The organism is Mycolicibacter sp. MU0102 (assembly GCF_963378105.1).
In the GTDB taxonomy this organism is placed as follows: Bacteria; Actinomycetota; Actinomycetes; order Mycobacteriales; family Mycobacteriaceae; genus Mycobacterium; species Mycobacterium holstebronense.
Window position 1 is genome coordinate 4,279,503 of sequence record NZ_OY726398.1, and the last position, 17,846, is coordinate 4,297,348.

The 17,846-nt window shown below is 67.6% G+C and carries 16 protein-coding genes and 1 tRNA gene; 10 read left to right on the forward strand and 7 right to left on the reverse strand.

Annotated features, from left to right (window positions below; translation table 11 throughout):
* The first annotated feature begins 46 nt into the window (after positions 1–46).
* The 4 genes from RCP37_RS20110 to RCP37_RS20125 are packed head-to-tail and all read left to right on the forward strand — an operon-like array spanning position 47 to position 4,823.
* Positions 47–1,315, forward strand: a complete 1,269-nt coding sequence (locus tag RCP37_RS20110) for a PPE family protein, SVP subgroup (RefSeq protein ID WP_308484707.1) — start codon at positions 47–49, stop codon at positions 1,313–1,315.
* On the forward strand, positions 1,312–2,526 hold the full coding sequence (locus RCP37_RS20115; RefSeq protein ID WP_308484708.1) for a PPE domain-containing protein: 1,215 nt from the start codon (positions 1,312–1,314) through the stop codon (positions 2,524–2,526). Before RCP37_RS20110 ends, RCP37_RS20115 begins: the two co-directional genes overlap by 4 nt.
* A 27-nt stretch (positions 2,527–2,553) precedes the next feature.
* Complete coding sequence (locus tag RCP37_RS20120; protein ID WP_308484709.1) at positions 2,554–3,318, forward strand: response regulator transcription factor; 765 nt, start codon at positions 2,554–2,556, stop codon at positions 3,316–3,318.
* Positions 3,315–4,823: a sensor histidine kinase gene (locus RCP37_RS20125; RefSeq protein ID WP_373693071.1), complete on the forward strand. Its 1,509-nt coding sequence runs from the start codon at positions 3,315–3,317 to the stop codon at positions 4,821–4,823. The genes RCP37_RS20120 and RCP37_RS20125 overlap by 4 nt, the downstream gene beginning before the upstream one ends.
* On the opposite strand, the gene RCP37_RS20130 is transcribed toward RCP37_RS20125, so the two are convergent.
* Positions 4,820–6,118, reverse strand: coding sequence for a TQXA domain-containing protein (locus RCP37_RS20130; protein WP_308484711.1), 1,299 nt, complete (start codon positions 6,116–6,118; stop codon positions 4,820–4,822). The two genes, RCP37_RS20125 and RCP37_RS20130, sit on opposite strands and share 4 nt — an antisense overlap.
* A gap of 287 nt (positions 6,119–6,405) precedes the next feature.
* On the opposite strand from RCP37_RS20130, the gene RCP37_RS20135 reads away from it, so the two are divergent.
* From RCP37_RS20135 to epsC, 4 genes are read left to right on the forward strand one after another with little or no spacing between them, the layout of a single operon-like run.
* Positions 6,406–7,329 (forward strand): family 2A encapsulin nanocompartment shell protein, encoded by a 924-nt coding sequence (locus tag RCP37_RS20135; RefSeq protein WP_308484712.1) that lies wholly within the window; start codon positions 6,406–6,408, stop codon positions 7,327–7,329.
* Positions 7,316–8,968, forward strand: a complete 1,653-nt coding sequence (locus tag RCP37_RS20140) for a family 2A encapsulin nanocompartment cargo protein cysteine desulfurase (protein ID WP_308484713.1) — start codon at positions 7,316–7,318, stop codon at positions 8,966–8,968. The genes RCP37_RS20135 and RCP37_RS20140 overlap by 14 nt, the downstream gene beginning before the upstream one ends.
* A 34-nt stretch (positions 8,969–9,002) precedes the next feature.
* Positions 9,003–9,938, forward strand: coding sequence for a cysteine synthase A (gene cysK, locus RCP37_RS20145; RefSeq protein WP_308484715.1), 936 nt, complete (start codon positions 9,003–9,005; stop codon positions 9,936–9,938).
* Positions 9,939–9,946: 8 nt separating this feature from the next.
* Positions 9,947–10,531, forward strand: a complete 585-nt coding sequence (gene epsC, locus RCP37_RS20150) for a serine O-acetyltransferase EpsC (protein WP_308484716.1) — start codon at positions 9,947–9,949, stop codon at positions 10,529–10,531.
* Between the two features lie 8 nt (positions 10,532–10,539).
* On the opposite strand, the gene RCP37_RS20155 is transcribed toward epsC, so the two are convergent.
* The gene (locus tag RCP37_RS20155; RefSeq protein ID WP_308484717.1) at positions 10,540–11,337 is read right to left on the reverse strand and encodes a class I SAM-dependent methyltransferase; all 798 of its coding nucleotides are present in this window, start codon (positions 11,335–11,337) and stop codon (positions 10,540–10,542) included.
* 151 nt (positions 11,338–11,488) lie between these two features.
* Complete coding sequence (locus RCP37_RS20160) at positions 11,489–12,385, reverse strand: hypothetical protein (protein WP_308484718.1); 897 nt, start codon at positions 12,383–12,385, stop codon at positions 11,489–11,491.
* Between the two features lie 154 nt (positions 12,386–12,539).
* Between RCP37_RS20160 and RCP37_RS20165 the strand changes: the two genes are divergently transcribed.
* On the forward strand, positions 12,540–13,067 hold the full coding sequence (locus RCP37_RS20165) for a hypothetical protein (RefSeq protein ID WP_308484719.1): 528 nt from the start codon (positions 12,540–12,542) through the stop codon (positions 13,065–13,067).
* A gap of 292 nt (positions 13,068–13,359) precedes the next feature.
* Here the strand turns inward: RCP37_RS20165 and RCP37_RS20170 are convergent, their stop codons facing one another.
* The 4 genes from RCP37_RS20170 to RCP37_RS20185 all read right to left on the reverse strand — a co-directional run bounded on the left by RCP37_RS20170 (position 13,360) and on the right by RCP37_RS20185 (position 16,128).
* Positions 13,360–13,761 (reverse strand): hypothetical protein, encoded by a 402-nt coding sequence (locus RCP37_RS20170; protein WP_308484720.1) that lies wholly within the window; start codon positions 13,759–13,761, stop codon positions 13,360–13,362.
* 112 nt (positions 13,762–13,873) lie between these two features.
* Positions 13,874–14,665, reverse strand: a complete 792-nt coding sequence (locus tag RCP37_RS20175; RefSeq protein WP_308484721.1) for a hypothetical protein — start codon at positions 14,663–14,665, stop codon at positions 13,874–13,876.
* A 131-nt stretch (positions 14,666–14,796) separates the two neighbouring features.
* Positions 14,797–14,872 (reverse strand) — tRNA-Thr (locus RCP37_RS20180).
* A gap of 29 nt (positions 14,873–14,901) precedes the next feature.
* Positions 14,902–16,128, reverse strand: a complete 1,227-nt coding sequence (locus RCP37_RS20185; RefSeq protein WP_308484722.1) for a DNA polymerase III subunit delta' — start codon at positions 16,126–16,128, stop codon at positions 14,902–14,904.
* A 53-nt stretch (positions 16,129–16,181) separates the two neighbouring features.
* Here RCP37_RS20185 and RCP37_RS20190 point away from each other — a divergent pair, with 53 nt between their 5' ends.
* The gene (locus RCP37_RS20190; RefSeq protein ID WP_308487175.1) at positions 16,182–17,846 is read left to right on the forward strand and encodes an adenylate/guanylate cyclase domain-containing protein; all 1,665 of its coding nucleotides are present in this window, start codon (positions 16,182–16,184) and stop codon (positions 17,844–17,846) included.

Genomic DNA, 17,846 nt, shown 5'->3' on the forward strand with positions numbered 1-17,846 from the left:
TAGCTAGCGAAAATAGCGTCAAATATCGGCGATCGAGGAGTGGCCGATGAATTTCGCAGCGCTGCCACCTGAAGTCAACTCTGGCCTGATGTACACCGGAGCGGGCTCAGGACCCATCCGCGCCGCCGCCACCGCCTGGAAAACCATGGCAGCCGAACTCGAATCAGCAGCCAACAACTACCGCACCATCATCGCCGAACTCACCGACCAAACCTGGCAAGGCCCGTCGGCAACAGCCATGGCCGCCGCCGCCACCCCCTACGCCGCCTGGATGAGCACCACCGCCACCAAAGCTAGCCACGCCGGCACCCAAGCCGCAGCCGCCGCGGTCGCCTACGAAACCGCCTACGCCATGACCGTGCCCCCAGCCGTCATCGCCGCCAACCGCACCCAACTGGCCACCCTGGTCGCCACCAACTTCCTCGGCACCAACACCGCCGCCATCGCCGCCACCGAAGCCCACTACAGCGAAATGTGGGCCCAAGACGCCACCGCCATGTACGCCTACGCCACCAACGCCACAGCAGCCACCCAACTACCCACCTTCACCGCACCGGCCGACGCCACCACGGGCGGGTCATACGACGGCGCCGGCGAGGAAGGTCTGTTACTCAACATCCTGGTCGCACTGCTGGAGGTGGACAGCATCGCTCCTTTCGAAGGCGGCGGTGCGGGACTGGAATTCGGCGGCCTGGCCATCGAAACGGCTAGCTTGGCGCCCTTCGCAGGGCTGGGTTTCACCGGCGACTTCGGTGCCGTCGGCGGCCTGGGCCTGCTCGGCGACGCGCTGCCTGTCGGCGCTGCGCTGGGTGTTGCCCCAGCCGTGGTGGCCCCGGTGCCCGCCGCGGGCCTGGTCAGCACCGGCCGCGCCGCAATGCCCTGGGCCGGTGTGGGCAAGGCGATACCCGTGGGCGGCATGTCGGTCCCGCGGGCCTGGGCGGCGGCCGCGCCCGCGGCGCTGCGCGAAATCACCTTGCTCTCAACCCAATCCAGCGCCATGTCAGCGGCAGCGGCGGCCGGCGCTGAACTCCCCTTGGCTGAGATGGCGCTGGCCGGCGCCGCGGGGCGTGCCTTGACCAGATCGGCCGGCAGCGACGGCGCCGAACGCCGCGCCGCCCCGGTGCCGGCGCCCAAACAAGCCGATCCGGACCCATCGGAGGAGCCGGAGGACACCGTGACGGGTGTGGAGGTGCTTGCCGAACTGCGCGGGCTTGCCGAACTGCACGAATCGGGAGTCCTCACCGACGAGGAATTCCATCGGCAACGCGAACGCGTCATCGACATGTTCGTCGACGGGGCGGCGGCCGGCCAGTGAATTTCGCAGCGCTGCCACCTGAAGTCAACTCTGGCCTGATGTACACCGGAGCGGGCTCAGGACCCATCCGCGCCGCCGCCACCGCCTGGAAAACCATGGCAGCCGAACTCGAATCAGCAGCCAACAACTACCGAACCATCATCGCCGAACTCACCGACCAAACCTGGCAAGGCCCGTCGGCAACAGCCATGGCCGCCGCCGCCACCCCCTACGCCGCCTGGATGAGCACCACCGCCACCAAAGCCAGCCACGCCGGCACCCAAGCCGCAGCCGCCGCCACCGCCTACGAAACCGCCTACGCCATGACCGTGCCCCCAGCCGTCATCGCCGCCAACCGCGCCCAACTGGCCACCCTGGTCGCCACCAACTTCCTCGGCACCAACACCGCCGCCATCGCCGCCACCGAAGCCCACTACAGCGAAATGTGGGCCCAAGACGCCACCGCCATGTACGCCTACGCCACCAACGCCACAGCAGCCACCCAACTACCCACCTTCACCGCACCGGCACCCAACACCGCCGCCGATACCGGCGCCGGCACGGTGTCGCCCGGCCTGCTGGTCGATATGGTCAGCGCGGTTTTCGAGGTGGGCAGCGTCGGGCCCTTCGGGGCGATCGGCCTGGGCGGCGCATTCGGCGGTCTGGCGATGACGCTGGGAGAACTCGCCCTTCCCGAAGGAGCCGAACTGGGGGCTCTGGGTCTGATCGGTGAAACCGCGCCCGCCCTAGGCAGTTTGGTCCCGACAGCCAGCCTGGCAGGGACCGGCACAGCGTGGGCCAGCGCCGGCAAGGCGATACCGGTGGGCGCCATGTCGGTGCCGCGGGCCTGGGCGGCGGCCGTTCCCTCGGCGCTGCGGGACGTGGTGTCCGCTTCATCCGGTAGCGCCTCCGCCGCAGCCGGGCCGATGGCGACCGCGGCCAAGCTCCCGTATTCCCAGATGGCGCTGGCCGGCGCGGCCGGGGGCGCCTTGACCAACCCGGCGGGCACCGAACGCCGCTGCCCGCCGGCCACGGGGCCCAATCTCGCTGCACCGCCCAAGCGGGCCGCAGAGCCCGAAGATCCGGACGCCTCGGTAAAGGTCGACAGAGCCGACAAGTCGAAGGCCATCGGCGTCGTCGCCGAACTACGCGCGCTGGTCGAATTGCGGGACTCGGGCATTCTGACGCCGGAGAAATTCGCCCAGCGGAAGCACCGTCTGCTCGGCGAATGACCCCGACTCGGTGGAAGATGGCGACCGATGGTGAGTAACACGGACGGTCAAGCTCCACGCAAGGCGATCCTCGGGCAGCTTCCGCGGATCTATCGCCCGGACGGCTCCCCGATTCGGGTGCTGCTGGTTGATGACGAGCCGGCGCTGACCAACCTGGTGACCATGGCCCTGCATTACGAGGGGTGGGTGGTCGACGTCGCCCATAACGGACGCGACGCCGTGACCAAGTTCCACGGCGGGACGCCGGATCTGCTGGTGCTCGACATCATGCTGCCCGATATCGATGGGCTGCGGATTCTGCAGCGGGTCCGCGAATCCGACCCCTATACGCCGACACTGTTTCTCACCGCCCGCGACTCGGTGACCGACCGGGTGACTGGACTGACCTCGGGCGCCGACGATTACATGACCAAGCCGTTCAGCCTGGAGGAGTTGGTGGCCCGCCTGCGTGGGCTGCTGCGCCGGTCGAGTCAGCTGACACCGCCGATGAACGAGATCCTCACCGTGGGCGACCTGACGTTGGACGGCGCCAGCCGCCAGGTCACCCGCGGCGGCACCGCGGTGGCGCTGACCACGACCGAGTTCGAACTGCTGCGTTTTCTGATGCGCAACCAGGGTCGGGCGTTGGGCCGTGCGGAGATCTTGGACCGGGTCTGGAATTACGACTTCGCCGGCCGCACCAGCATCGTCGACCTCTACATCTCCTACCTGCGTAAGAAGATCGACGCCGACCGGGCGCCGATGATCCACACCGTGCGCGGAGTGGGATACATGTGCAAGCCACCCGAATGACCGCCGCCCCCAAGCCTCCTCGGTGGCGTCCGCGTGGTCTGCGCCGGCAATTGGTGCTGGGGGTGTCGGCCGTGGTCACCGCGGTGTTCGTGGCGGTGGGCGCGGTGTCGGTGCTGAGTCTGCGTACCTACGTCACCGCCACGATCGACGCCGACCTCTACGAGTCACTCAATGCCTTCAGCCACTACTTCGCCGACTATCGCCACGTCGACAACGTGGTGGGGCCCGACGGCCAGTCCAACATCGGCGCGGCCATGCTCGGTTTCAGCGATCAAACCCCGGGCAATGTGCTGGCGGTGCTGCGCGACGGCGTGGTGATCGGGGCGGTGGTGTTCACCAAGCGCGACCCTTATCGTGCGCCCGCCGATGTGGTGGCCACCATCGCCGGGGGGCACTGGGCCGGTGGTGCACCGCAGACGGTGGAGTTGGGCAGCTTGGGCGACTATCGGGTGGCCACCCGCGCGGTCGATGATGACGACCTGTTGTTCATCGGCGGATCGATGCACCTGGCGAACCGTACCGTCGATCGCCGAATGGCCGCTGCCTCAGCGCTTTACACATTGGCACTGCTGGTCACCGCGGGGTTGACCATCACCGTGGTCAGCTATGCGTTGCGGCCGCTGCGCCGGGTCGCGGCGACCGCCGCCTCGGTGGCGGCGATGCCGCTGGCCGAGGGCGACGAGCGCATCACCATTCGGGTGGCCGAAGCCGACGTCGACCCGGGCAACGAGGTGGGAATCGTCGCCGGCGCCCTGAATCGATTGCTGGACAACGTCGACAGCGCACTTGCCTACCGCAGTGACGCCGACCGGCGGATGCGGCAGTTCATCACCGACGCCAGCCACGAGCTGCGTACACCGCTCGCGGCCATTCAGGGGTACGCAGAACTGACCCGGCAGGACAGCGCGGCCCTGCCGCCCACCACCGAGTACGCGCTGGCCCGCATCGAGGCCGAGGCGCAGCGGATGGCCTCGCTGGTGGAAGAACTGTTGTTGCTGTCGCGACTCGGCGAAGGCCAGGACCTGCAGCTCGAAGATGTCGACCTGGCCGACCTGGTGCTCGACGCGGTCAACGACGCGGCCGCCGCCGCGCCGAGCCACCACTGGATCAAAGACCTGCCCGCTGCCCCGGTGTGGGTTCGCGGCGACCGCGCGCGGCTGCACCAGGTCGTCACCAACCTGTTGAAGAACGCCTGGGTGCACACCCCGCCCGGGGTGACGGTCACGACGGCCATCACCGCAGACCACGGCGGAGTGGGTGGGCCGGCCGCGGACTTGACGGTGGCCAACGACGGGCCCGGTATCGACGCCGAATTGGTACCGCACCTTTTCGAGCGGTTCGTCCGGGCGGACAAGGCCCGCTCCGGTGAATTGGGCAGCACCGGGCTGGGGTTGGCGATCGTCTCCTCGATCGTCGGCGCGCACCGCGGCTCGGTGAGTGTGGAGTCGACCGAGGGCTGGACGGTGTTCCGGGTGCGGCTGCCGCTGGCAGATCCGGCGCGCTAGGCGGATCGGGCCGCTGACCGCGGTCGTCGCGACCGGTGCGGCAAGGCTCGTCGCTGCGGCCAAGAGAGGTCGAAGTCGACGACCAGCGCCGCCGGAACCGCCAGCGCCACCGGGGTGAACATCTGCGAGTCCTGTTCTGCGGCAATGCCAGTGAGGACCCGCCCGCCGTAGCCGTCTTCGGTACCGGGCACCGTGACGCGCACCCGTGCCGACACCGCGCCCGGGCGCGGACGCAGGTAGAACACGCTGCCCGGCTCCACCGGGCCGGTCAGCTCGTTGCCGTCGGCATCCAGCAACACCGCGCCCTCGGCGCTCAGCGCCGCGGAGTCCGCGACGGACAAGCGCAGCGGCCCCACCAGTCCGTCGGCCATGGTGGCGGCCGAGACGTTCAATCCCGGTGCGGTGGTGCGCGCGCCTGCCGCGCCGGCCAGCAGGTAGCGGTACAGGGCCACGATGCGATCGGCATTGCGATAGGTGCTGGTGCCGTTGAGCCAGAAGTCGACGTCGCCGAGAGTGGCCGCCGTCCCCGGCCCAGCAACCGACAGTCGGTAGAACCGGTGGCCCCCGACGGTGGCACCCACGCCGAGCGCCTTGCGGTGAGCGCCGGCGGCCTCAACGGCCAGCCGCGACGAGGGCACCGCCCGCCAGCTACGGCCGTCATCGGACTTGTGCAGGGTCACCGTCACCGGCTCCGAGGCGACCAGTTCCAGGGTGTAGCCGCCCAACTCAAGGGCCTCTTCGAACTCGACGGTCACCCCGTCGGCGTCGCGCAGCACCCGGACCGGCTCGGTGCGGGCACGGGTGTCCAGCTCCAAACCGTTGGTCAATCGCCAGATCGCGGCCTGGGTGGCGGCTATCGCCTCGTGCTCAGTGATGTTGCCGCGTCCCAGCGGGTGGCCGGCCTCCCGCAGCCGACGGCTCAACTCGACGGTGGTCAGCCGTGGGACCGAGTTGCGCAGGATCCAGTCGACCTGAACTTCGCGGGGGTCACGGGCGCCGGCACGCAGGTTCGGAACCGCCGACCAGGTGTCGATCCGGTATGCCGATGGCCGGGTGGGCGCGACGCCGTGGAAGTCCAGCGAATAGGCGGCGATGCCGGGGTTGAGGCGAATCAGATCGGTACGGGCGCTGGTGCCGTCGGTGAACACGATCCGGTCGACGGTGTGCGAATAGGTGCCGCCGTGGTAGCGGGTCATTCGGTCGATGTCGACGGCCGGGCGGGGTTGCACCCTGCGACGGACGGTCACCGTGGTCTCGGTGTCGAGAACAGGAAATACGGAGGTTGAAACGGTCATGCCGAGTCGACTTTCTGGTCTGAAGCGCGCACGGCAGCATCTCGCCGAGAAAAGGGGCGGGCTGCGACGCTAAGGAATCAGGGCGTCAGAGAATCAACAACAACAACACGCGGCAAGGCGGCACAAAGTGTGCGGCTGTGGCAGCGTGATGTTCGACATACACATACCCTACGACATGTACCGCAGCGGCGCGAACTGCGAGGGATTCAATTCGCCCTGAGCGCAACTGGTGGGCAAACCCGGACCATAGTCCATGATTGGCGCCGTCACTCATCAGGAGGAAAGCAATGACGTCCGCTCAGAACGAATCTCAGGCGCTCGGGGACCTCGCCGCACGGCAACTCGCCAATGCGACCAAGACTGTCCCGCAACTGGCCACCATCACGCCGCGCTGGCTGCTGCACCTGTTGAACTGGGTCCCGGTCGAAGCCGGTATTTACCGGGTCAACCGGGTGGTCAACCCCGGCCAGGTCGCCATCGCAGCCGAGCAGGGCGCCGGTTCGGAGGAACCGCTGCCGCAGACGTTCGTGGACTACGAGACCAGCCCGCGGGAGTACACCCTGCGGTCGATCTCCACGCTGCTCGATGTGCACACCCGGGTCTCCGACCTGTACTCCAGCCCGCACGACCAGGTCGCACAGCAGCTGCGCCTGACGATCGAGACCATCAAGGAACGCCAGGAGTACGAGCTGGTCAACAACCCGGAGTACGGCCTGTTGGCGCAGGCCACACCGGAGCAGACCATCTCCACCCTGACCGGCCCGCCCACCCCCGACGACCTGGACTCGCTGATCACCAAGGTGTGGAAGACCCCCGGATTCTTCCTGACCCACCCGCTGGGCGTGGCCGCCTTCGGCCGCGAAGCCACCCGCCGCGGTGTGCCGCCTGTGGTGGTGAACCTGTTCGGCGCCCAATTCATCACTTGGCGCGGCATCCCGATCGTGCCGAGCGACAAGGTGCCGGTGGAGGACTCCAAGACCAAGTTCCTGCTGGTGCGCACCGGCGAGGAGCGCCAAGGCGTCGTCGGGTTGTTCCAGCCCGGCCTGGTCGGTGAGCAGGCGCCGGGGCTGTCGGTGCGGTTCACCGGCATCAACCGGTCGGCGATCGCGTCCTACCTGGTCACGCTGTACAACTCGCTGGCCGTGCTCACCGACGATGCGCTCGCCGTGCTCGACGACGTCTCGGTGGACCGTTTCCATGAGTACAAGTGATCGCGGGCCGGTAAACCCACCGGTCAGCGCCGCTGAGCTGGAGGTACTGGCCAATCAGCTGTATGCCGCCCGGCCCGGCCCGGACTCACCGCCGCAGACCACCGCGGTGGCGCCGCGCGGCGGCGCACCCGACCCGTCCGGACTGCTCCCGCCGGGGGTAGCCGGCCTGTCGGCCTTCGCGGTGCCGAGCGGCATTGTGCCGACCGTGCCCGGGGTGCTGGCCGGTTCCCCGGCCGGAGCTGTCCCGGTCGCGCCGCGTGGGTCGGCTCCCGGCTGGCCCGGGGGCGTGCCGGGGGTACCGCAGCTGGATTGGCAGGACTCCCCCGCACCGGCCGCGGGCGGCGACGAGGCGAACTACGCCTTCTTGTCCCGCGCCGTGCCGGCCGCCGAACCGGCTCCGACGGTGCCGGACTCGCACGAGATCTTCGACGTCAACGCGGTACGCGCTGACTTTCCGATCCTTCGCGAGACCGTCAACGGCAAGCCGTTGATCTGGTTCGACAACGCCGCCACCACACAGAAGCCGCAGGCCGTCATCGACCGACTGTCGCACTTCTACACCCACGAGAACTCCAATATTCACCGGGCCGCACACGAACTCGCGGCCCGCGCCACTGATGCATACGAGGACGCCCGCGACACCGTGCGGCGATTCCTGGGTGCACCGCGCAGCGAGGACATCGTGTTCGTGCGCGGCACCACCGAGGCGATCAACCTGGTGGCGTACGCCTGGGGTGGCAAGAATCTGGGCCCCGGCGATGAGATCGTCATCACTCACCTAGAGCACCACGCGAATATCGTTCCGTGGCAATTGATCTCCAAGAAAACCGGGGCGATTCTGAAGGTGGCTCCGGTGGACGAGGCGGGCAACCTGCTGCTGGGCGAGTTCGAGGATCTGCTGGGACCGCGAACCAAACTGGTTGCCGCCACACATGTCTCCAACGCGCTGGGCACCGTCACACCGGTGCACGACATCGTCGAGCTCGCACACCGCTACGGCGCTCGGGTGCTGATCGACGGGGCGCAGTCGATCCCCCACATCCCGATCGACGTGCAATCGCTGGGCGCGGACTTCTTCGTGTTCTCCGGGCACAAGATCTTCGGTCCCACCGGGATCGGAGCGCTCTACGGCACCGCCGAGGCGCTGGCCGAGACGCCGCCGTGGCAGGGTGGAGGTAACATGATTGCCGACGTCACCCTGGAACGCTCGATCTACCAGGAACCGCCCAACAAGTTTGAGGCGGGCACTGGCAATATCGCGGACGCGGTCGGCCTGGGTGAAGCCCTGCGCTATGTGGAACGGGTGGGCATCGAACGCATCGCCGCCTACGAGCACGCCCTGCTCGAATACGCCACACCACGCCTGGCCGATATCCCCGGGGTGCGGCTCGTGGGCACCGCCGACGAAAAGGCCAGTGTGTTGTCGTTCGTGCTGGCCGGCCACGAGCCGTTGGAAGTGGGCAAGGCACTCAACTCCGAGGGCATCGCGGTGCGCGCCGGTCACCACTGCGCACAGCCGATCCTGCGCCGTTACGGCCTGGAGGCCACCGTGCGGCCGTCGTTCGCGTTCTACAACACTTTCGAAGAGATCGACGTCTTCATCAAGGCCGTGCGGCGCATTGCCGAAGGGAGCGCGTAGCACCTATGGCGGCCTTGGTAGGAAAGGGCATTTGATGGGCAGGATCTACAACAACGTCACCGAGCTGATCGGCCATACGCCGCTGGTGCGGCTCAACCGGCTGACCGAGGGACTGGGCGCTCAAGTGGCGGCCAAACTCGAGTTCTACAACCCCGCCAACAGCGTCAAGGACCGTATCGGCGTTGCGATCATCGACGCCGCTGAGAAGTCCGGCCAGCTGCGCCCCGGGGGCACCATCGTGGAGGCCACCAGCGGCAACACCGGCATCGCCCTGGCGATGGTGGGCGCCGCCCGGGGTTACAAGGTGATCCTGACCATGCCGGACACCATGTCCACCGAGCGCCGGGTGATGCTGCGCGCCTACGGCGCCGAGATCGTGCTGACGCCGGGCTCCGAGGGCATGGCCGGCGCGGTGGCCAAGGCCAAGCAGATCGTCGCCGACACCCACAACGCCCTGTCCGCAGACCAATTCGCCAACCCGGCCAACCCGGCCATCCACGAACGGACGACCGGCGAAGAGATCTGGAAGGACACCGGCGGCGCGGTCGACATCTTTGTCGCCGGCATCGGTACCGGCGGCACGCTGACCGGCGTCTCGCACACCCTGCGGGCCCACAAGCCCGAGGTCCAGATCGTCGGCGTGGAACCCAAGGACTCCGCGATCCTGCACGGCGCCGACCCCGGCCCGCACAAGATCCAGGGCCTGGGCGCCAACTTCGTCCCCGAGGTGCTCGACCGTGACTGCTACGACGAGATCATCGACGCGCAGTTCGACGACGCCATCCGGGTGGCTCGCGCACTGGGCACTGAGGAGGGCATCCTCGGCGGAATCTCGGCCGGTGCCAACGTGTGGGCCGCCCTCGAGCTGGCCAAGCGCCCCGAGAACGCCGGCAAGCTGATCGTGGTGGTGGTTCCCGACTTCGGCGAGCGCTACATCTCGACACCACTGTTCGAACACATTCGGCAGTGAGCGCGCTCATGAGCGTGTGGACGACGGTGCGTGAGGACCTGCGCAACGCGCGCGACCACGACCCGGCGGCGCGCGGGGACTTCGAGAACGCCCTGGTCTATTCGGGCCTGCATGCGATCTGGTCGTATCGGATCGCGCACCGACTGTGGGCCAAGCCGGCGCTGCGCGGGGTGGCCCGCGTGCTGGCTCAGGCCACCCGGTTCGCCACCGGTATCGAGATCCACCCGGGCGCGACGATCGGGCGGCGATTCTTCATCGACCACGGCCTGGGCGTGGTGATCGGCGAGACCACCGAGATCGGCGATGACGTCATGGTCTACCACGGTGTGACCCTCGGCGGGCGCTCGCTGAGTCACGGCAAGCGCCACCCGACCATCGGCAACGGCGTCACGGTGGGCGCCGGGGCGAAGGTACTCGGTCCGATCACCATCGGAGACGGCAGCGCCATCGGCGCGAATGCTGTTGTGACCCAAGATGTGCCGGCGGATTGCATCGCCACCGGAATACCGGCCGCGGTACGTCACCGGACTGAGAAGCAGCGGGAGCCGCTGGTGGACCCGACCAGCTACATCGACCCGGCGATGTACATCTAAAGACAGGTTCAGGGCGAGGGTTCCGCGGCGATCACGTAGTCGTGACCGTGCCGCAGGCCGCCGTCACGGGCGAGGATGAGCAGCGCTCGAAGCCGTAGCTCTTCGACATATTGGAGCATCCCGCTGCCCAGCGCCGCGGACCCGAAGCGTTGAAGTCGCCTGCGGCACATATCAAGCTGGCGGTTGACATGACCGGGTCCGTAGCGAATCGGGAAGCGTCGACTCTCCACGATCGCAAACCCGGCCCGTTCGAGCTGGCGCAGCATCCAGTCGAGCGGATATTCGCGGTAGGGCCGTTCCCCGGCCAGCAGCAGACACGCGTCGCGGGCCCGCCCGATTTCCCAAATGATGCGGCCGCTTTCGGTCTCGGGCCGGTACTGAACGTAGGGTTCCAGCCCGGTGACATAGAGCCGGCCGGTGTCGGCGATCAGCGGGCGCAATCGTTCGAACGCCTGGTCCTGCCAGTACGGGGCGAAGCCCTCGATCGCGCCGACGAGATAATCGACCAGCACGGTGTCGAAGGTTTCGCCGGCGAGCAAACTGTCATCGATCCAGTTGCCGACCAGCAGCCGGTCTTGTGGCCGGATTCCGTCGCCCAGTGCCGCACGGGCCGCCTCGGCCATGCTGGGTGCAGCCGTGATCGCGGTCCAGCGGTCGGTCGACAGTGTCCGAATCCACTCCAGAGATTTCACCCCGGTACCGGAGTCCAACATGGCGCCCCATGCCCGGTCGCCGTGCAGGGTCTCGATGTAGCGAAACAGTGACGACACTTTGGGTTTGGCGTTGGCGTGCAAAAAATCGCTCATTTCGAGTCGTGGTGTCCACACGCCTGCAGCCGTGTGGGCCAGGGCCGCGTTGCGCGGTCTCAGGGTAGCGCGATTTGACGCTTATTGACAATCATTGTCATTAGCGTGAATGACCTGGGCGTGGCGATCAGCGAGACCACGCCGCGGTGACTCATTGCGTTTGACGCATGATGTCGACGAACTTGATGCCTTCTTTGCGCAAGGTCTCTGTCACACCTGTGGTGGAGATGCTGGAGTTCAAATTGGCGTTCGTGACGATGCGCTCGAACTTGCCGGCCCTGATCGCGTCGCGCGCCTCCTGAATGAGTTGACGCTCAGCCTGGGAAATGTCCGTGCGCGCGAGGTGTTGTTCAAACTCAACGAGGACCTTGGCAACATTCTGGTTGAAGTTCTTTGTCAGAGCCGTCACCGAGCTGACGTTTCCCCCTCGTGAAAGCGCTTTGTTGTCGACGAAGCGCACGATTCCGTCCTTGATCGTGACGAGGTCAATACCGCCCTGGTTGGTGCCGGCAATGTCCGGCTTATACGACAGGATGCGATGCCCATCACGGGCATACCGGTCAGCTGCCATACGCTCGCCGAAGTTTCCGCGGGCCAGATGCGGCGCGGGCGTTCGCCCACCTGGGGCGGGGTGCGGTTCGGAGCGAAACTCGCGCATGAAAGCTTCAAGATCTTCGTCAACCACGTGACGCAACGGATCACTGCCTGCTTGCGGCGCTGACGGTTTGGGCACCCCGGTGGGCCGCGCTGCCTGCGTCGCACTACGTTCGGCGCCACCACCAACCGAAGCCAAATCACGTAGGAATGCCTTCTCCGCCGTCGTTGTCCCCCGTCCCAGCGTCAGCAATCGCCGGGCACCGGACAGCGCGGTTCCAAGGACTCGTTCGATAGGCAACATGAACAACGCGATGTTGACCGCTTGGCGGGTGTAGCTGACCGAAGGGTTGTTCTCGAAATCATGGCGCGCTTGTTCGGGTGAGCCCGGAGCCGAAGCGGTCCCCTCGCCAAGAAGCCCGGTCAGAATCTCAAGGGCCGTTCGGCCGATCACACGATGAGGTTCAGTCGACTTCAGTGCCTCGAGGTCATCTCGGTTGTGGACTCCGGGGGGCGGGAAGTTGGTGTTGTCGATGTGAGTGCGCCCAGTCGCAGGGTCGTAGAAGGGGCGCTGCGTAGGTGAACCGGGAGATACGCCACGCAGCAGATTGAACGGATCTCCCGGCGGACCTGTCGGAGCCGACGGCGGAGGCGACGGCGGAGGCGACGAAGGTGGCGGAGCCGACGGCGGAGGCGACGAAGGTGGCGGAGCCGACGGCGGAGGCGACGAAGGTGGCGGAGCCGACGGCGGAGGCGACGAAGGTGGCGGAGCCGACGGCGGAGGAGACGAAGGTGGCGGAGCCGACGGCGGAGGCGACGAAGGTGGCGGAGCCGACGGCGGAGGCGACGAAGGTGGCGGAGCCGACGGCGGAGGCGACGAAGGTGGCGGAGCCGACGGCGGAGGCGACGAAGGTGGCGGAGCCGACGGCGGAGGCGACGAAGGTGGCGGAGCCGACGGCGGAGGCGACGAAGGTGGCGGAGCCGACGGCGGAGGCGACGAAGGTGGCGGAGCCGACGGCGGAGGCGACGAAGGTGGCGGAGCCGACGGCGGAGGCGACGAAGGTGGCGGAGCCGACGGCGGAGGGCTGATCGGAACGACCCGGATCGTATTGGTGTCGAAATCTACCCGTCCGTAGCCATCAGCATTTCCGTCGGCATTTAGGTGAATCGCCCATTGGTTTCCGTCGTTATCCGTGTAGTAGTTCCAGGAACCACCCTTCCCATCCCCGTATGTGACTCCGGACGGATGGACGACAGTTCCGTTCGGCAAGACAGTGTCGTTTTGGTTCGTTGCGCCGAGGTTGTGCTGGTTCGTTCCGTCGGTTTGTGTACTGGTGCTAGCTGGATCGGGAGAGATCGTGTGGCCGCCGTCGCCGTCGCCGGTGGGCGGTGGACTCGGCAGGTGATCGTCGCCGTCGGCGGGTGCACCTAGAGGATGGTCGCCTCCGGTCGGCGGTGGCGGATGGTCATCGCTGCCGGGCGACGGCGAACCCTGCGGGTGATCATCGCTGCCGGGCGGCGGTGGGCCTTGCGGGTGGTCGTCGCTGTCGCCAGGCGGCGGGCTCGGCAACTGATCGTCGTGGTCGGGCGGCGGCGGCCCCTGCGGGTGATCATCGTTGTCGGGCGGCGGGCTCGGCAAGTGGTGGTCGTCACTATCAGCCGGCGGTGGGCCTTGCGGGTGGTCGTCACTATCAGCCGGCGGTGGGCCTTGCGGGTGGTCGTCACTATCAGCCGGCGGTGGGCCTTGCGGGTGGTCGTCACTGTCGCCAGGCGGCGGGCCCGGAAGGTGGTCGTCACTGTCGCCAGGCGGCGGACTCGATAAGTCCTCATCGTCAGAACTGTCCTGCGTGTCGCTGTCGACGTCGTCGGAGGACCCGTTCAATGTGTCGTCATCGGCGACCTGGTCGTGCATCTCTCAGCCCATCCAGTGGTCGTGCCCGTGTCAGATAAGGCCGTCGCACACTTGGGGAAGCTCCATCCCGGCGTCGCGTGCACTTCTACACCAGTCAGCCTTGACTTCTTGGTGTTCCTGCTGGTCCTGACGAATCTGATCACCCACGCGTGGTGCAGCAGTGAAAAAGAAGATGGCGACAACGGCTGCGACAACGAAGAAGCCACAGAGGACTACACCCGCCACAACGAATTTCGCCGTGGTCCAGCGGCGGCCAATAGTCGCGTCGCTCAGGCCGATCGCACCGGTGATCCCCTTGCGCATCTGGACTGCTGTGTCCCGGGTCAGGTTGTAGGCATAGTCGGTTTCGATAAATCCGCTGTTGCCGGTCGCGCTCGGTACTTGAACGAGATCACCATCGAGGATCCCGCCCTCAAGCAGAATGCCGCGCATTTGGACGAGAACTGGCGGCGCACCGTCGGGTGGACACAGTTGAAATTCGAGGGTCTGAATGGATCCGCCGCTGGCGAGTTGTTGCTGCTTGGAAACCCTCTTGGCGCGTCCGACGATGGTTCCGGGTGGCGCATTGACGTCTACGGACGGCGCAACTTGGGGCTCTGATTCAGTTTGCGCTCGGTGTAGGTCTTGAGGCGGGGTGGGATCTGCCGCCGCGGCGCGTGCGGTGTCCGCCGCCTGATTAGCTGTGGCGCCAGCCCGCAACGACCGTAACGCGGCGTCGGCCGCGCGCTGAATCGCTTGTTCGTCGCCGTCGACATTGCGGCGTGCCCATTCAACCCACTCGTCTCTTTTCGGGTTGGGTCTCGGAACATTGGGGTTCGTCATGGTTCCGCCCATTTCACAGCGAGTTGACGTGATTCTGGCAAATTATCCCGCTGTGGCGGCACCGTGCCAAGGGTTTTCTCTGAGGAGCAACCGAAACAGGCGTTAGGCGAACCGGAGAAACGTCAAACTTGTGGAGCCACCTAGGAGAATCGAACTCCTGACCTATTCATTACGAGTGAATTGCTCTACCGACTGAGCTAAGGTGGCGCGCCCCGCCTAAACCGGGCCGGGTCAGTCTACAGGTCGTCCCGCAGGGCCTGCCCGACGGTGGCCACCATGGCGCCGACGGCGAAGCGGGGCTTGACGTTGGCCGCCAGGGCGTCACGGCATTCGAGCACCGCCTCGATGCAGCGCAACAGCCGATCCGGCGACGCGTGGGCAGCGATCGCCGCCACCGCATCGGTCATATCCGGGTGGTTCGGCCGGGCGACGCCGGCCGAACCCGTGGCCGCCAGCAGGGCGTCGCGGAAGTAGGTGGCCAGGTCGATCAGGGCCCGGTCCAGCGCGTCACGCGAGGCCCGGGTCTGGCGGGATTTCTGCCGGCGCTCCAGGTCCTTGATCACCCCGGCGGTGCCGCGCAGTGTTCCGGCGGTGCCCTTGCCGGTCCCGCCTGCCCCCAGCGCGGTGCGCAGCTCCTCGGTCTCGACCTCGGCGCGCTCAGCGGTCAGATCCCGCGCCTCGGACTCTGCTGCGGCCACCAACTCGTCGACCGCGGTGAACGCCCGCGACGGGGTCGCCGCGTCGCGCGCCAGCGACAGGGCGCGCTGACGGCGCTGCCGGGCCTCGGAATCGGTGGCCAGCCTTCGAGCCCGGCCCACGTGGCCGCCGCTGATCGCAGCCGCCCAGTCCGCCGTCTCGCGGTCGAGCCCGTCGGCGTCGATCAGCACCTGGGCGATAGCCGCCGGCGGCGGCGTCACGAGCGCCACGTGGCGGCAGCGGGACCGCAACGTGATGGCGATGTCCTCGGGGTCGACCGAAGGGGCGCACAAGAGAAACACCGTCGAGGGCGGCGGCTCCTCGACGACCTTCAGCAGGGCGTTGCCCGCGCCCTCGGTGAGCCGGTCGGCGTCCTCGACCACCACGATCTGCCAGCGGCCCGTGCCGGGACGCCGGGAGGCGGCCTGCACGATGGCCCGCATCTCGTCGACGCCGATGGACAGTCCCTCGGGCACTACCCGCCGTACGTCGGCGTGGGTGCCGGCCATCGTCGTGGTGCAGGCGCGGCACCGTCCGCAGCCCGGTCCGCCCTCGGACTCGTCGGCAGTGCACTGCAGCGCCGCGGCGAAACACACCGCCGCGATCGACCGGCCCGATCCGGGCGGGCCGGTGATCAACCAGGCATGGGTCATACCCCCGGCGGTCGTGCCACTGTGTGCTGAATCACGTCGAGACGCCCGCGCGGCAGCCAGCAGGTCGGTTTCGACCGACTGCTGGCCCACCAAACGCGCAAAAACCCCGGACATCATCGGTCACAGTAGTGGCTTGACCCGACGTTCCAACGCCATCAGCCTCGGTCATTCCCCCTCTCGCCCGATACGGTGTGCTGGTGAGCACCACCACGACCCTGGTCGGGCGGATCAACCGATTCGTCCGCTGGGTCGTGCGCACACCCTGGCCGGTTTTCACGCTGAGCATGCTGCAAGCCGACATCATCGGTTCGCTGTTCGTCTTCGGTTTCCTGCGCTTCGGCCTGCCCGAGGAAGACCGCATCAATCTGCAGGACCTGCCGCGCCTGAACCTGGCGCTGTTCGCGGTCGTGCTGCTGTGCCTATTCGGGCTCGGCTTTTCGATCAGCACCGCATTGCTGATGCCGGTGTTCCGCTGGCAGCGCCGGGAGGCGCTGCTCGCCGATCTGGAGACCAACGGCGACTCCGATCCCGCAGATACCGAGCTGGCCCGGTCCCGGGCGCTGCGGATGCCGTTCTACCGCTCCCTGATCAGCATCTGCTACTGGACGGTCGGCGGGGTGGTGTTCGTCATCATCAGCTGGCAGGTGGTGCACAACGTCGTGCCGGTCGTGGTCACCGCCACCGCCCTGGGCGCCGCCGCCACCGCGATCATCGGTTACCTGCAGTCCGAGCGGGTGCTGCGGCCGGTCGCCGTCGCGGCCCTGCGGGACGGGACCCCGGAGAAGCTGCGGGCGCCGGGAGTGATCCTGCGCCAGCTGCTGACCTGGCTGCTGTCGACCGGCGTGCCGGTGCTCGCGATCGTGCTGTCGGTGTTGGCCGGCAAGGCATCGTTGCTCAACGCCTCGCCGGACAAGCTGTTCACCCCGATCCTGCTGATGGCGCTGGCCGCACTGGTGATCGGGCTGGCCGGCACCGTGCTGGTGTCGATGTCGATCGCCGACCCGCTGCGCCAGTTGCGCTGGGCGCTTGGCGAGGTACAGCGCGGCAACTACAACGCGCACATGCAGATCTACGACGCCAGTGAGCTCGGGCTGCTGCAGGCCGGGTTCAACGACATGGTGCGTGACCTGGCCGAGCGGCAGCGACTGCGCGACCTGTTCGGCCGCTACGTCGGTGAGGACGTGGCCCGACGTGCCCTAGAGCGTGGCACCGAGCTGGGCGGCCAGGAGCGCGACGTGGCGGTGCTCTTCATCGACTTGGTGGGTTCCACCCAGCTGGCCGCGACTCGGCCGCCCAGCGAGGTCGTCAACCTGCTCAACGAGTTCTTCCGGGTCGTGGTCGAGGCCGTTGGACGCCACGGCGGTTTCGTCAACAAGTTCCAGGGTGACGCGGCGCTGGCCATCTTCGGTGCGCCCATCGAGCACCCGGATGCTTCGAGCGCGGCCTTGGCGGCGGCCCGCGAACTGCACGACGGCCTGCTGCCGGTGCTCGGTTCCGAAGAGTTCGGCATCGGGGTGTCGGCCGGGCGGGCCATCGCCGGCCACATCGGCGCCCGGGCCCGTTTCGAGTACACCGTGATCGGCGACCCGGTCAACGAGGCCGCCCGGCTCACCGAGCTGGCCAAGTTGGAGGACGGCCACGTACTGGCTTCGGCGGTGGCGGTCAGCGGCGCGGTCGACGCCGAGGCGCTGTGCTGGGAGGTCGGCGAGATCGTCGAGCTGCGCGGGCGCGCCGTTCCCACTCAGCTGGCGCGGCCACTGAACCTCGCAGCGCTGGAACCGATCCCGGCCGAGATCGTCGAGGACGCCGAGCCCGCGGCCGCAGCCGACTGA